The following is a 1061-nucleotide window of genomic DNA, read 5'->3' as shown; positions in this document are numbered from 1 at the left end:
CTATCAAGCAAACTATGGTGTGTTTATAGGAATAGCAGTAGCAATATTTGTTACATGGCTTTTATGGAAGACTACAACAGGATATGAGCTTAGAGCTGTTGGTTTAAACCCACAGGGAGCAGAATACGGTGGAATAAATATATCAAAAAATATAATACTAGCAATGGTTATATCAGGAGCTATAGCAGGTCTTGGTGGAGCAGTTCACTTAGCTGGTGGTAAGTACTATACTGATGACTTTAGTTCACTTCCAGGTTACGGTTTTAGTGGTATGGCAGTAGCTCTTCTTGCGAAAAGCCATCCGGTAGGATGTATATTTGCAGCAGTACTTTTTGGAGCTTTAAACAGTAGTTCAAAGGTATTACAATTAAATGGTATACCTAAGGAAATAGTATATCTTATACAATCAATAATAATAATTTTTGTAGCAACAGACTACATTGTTAAATACTTTGCAGAAAAGAAGAAGAAAAAAGAGGTGTTGATCAATGGCTAGTATAAATATAATCATGGAACTTTTAGCTTCAACTTTAGCTCTTGCAACTCCTTTAATATTTGCAGGTCTTGGCGGAGTATTTTCAGAAAGATCTGGAGTTGTAAACATAGGTCTTGAAGGTATGATGATCATGGGAGCCTTCTTTGGAGTATATGGGTCCTTCCTTACAGGAAGTGCTATGGTAGGAATAATATTTGCTTTAATAGCAGGTGGACTTATAGCATTAATTCATGCTTTTTTAAGTATAAACTTAAAAGCAGACCAAGTAATATCAGGTACAGCGATAAATCTTTTTGCTCAAGCGTTAGCAGCCTTTCTTATCTTTAAGCTTTTCGGAAAAGGCGGACAAACGGATGGTGTTAATGGTTTAGCATATAATATACCAAAAGCTTTAAGAGATATGCCAGTGCTAGGTAAACTTGTAGGAGACTTAAACTGGTTTGTATATGCAGCAATAGTGGCAGTTGTAATAGCACACTTTGTACTATATAAAACTCCGTGGGGACTTAGAATAAGAGCCGTTGGAGAACATCCAAAGGCAGCAGATACTCTAGGAATAAACGTG

General features: G+C 36.4%; 2 protein-coding genes. Both read left to right on the top strand.

Annotated features, from left to right (window positions below; translation table 11 throughout):
- A partial coding sequence (locus JHL18_RS18970; RefSeq protein WP_200266224.1) for an ABC transporter permease occupies window positions 1-496 on the top strand: 496 nt, incomplete at its 5' end.
- A partial coding sequence (locus tag JHL18_RS26040) for an ABC transporter permease (RefSeq protein WP_243277976.1) occupies window positions 489-1061 on the top strand: 573 nt, incomplete at its 3' end. The genes JHL18_RS18970 and JHL18_RS26040, both read left to right, overlap by 8 nt.

Origin of the sequence: Clostridium yunnanense (assembly GCF_016595795.1) — a bacterium.
GTDB classification, from domain to species: domain Bacteria; phylum Bacillota; class Clostridia; order Clostridiales; family Clostridiaceae; genus Clostridium_AR; species Clostridium_AR yunnanense.
The sequence above is the reverse complement of the archived record's forward strand: the minus strand, read 5'-3'. Positions and strand labels throughout refer to the sequence as shown.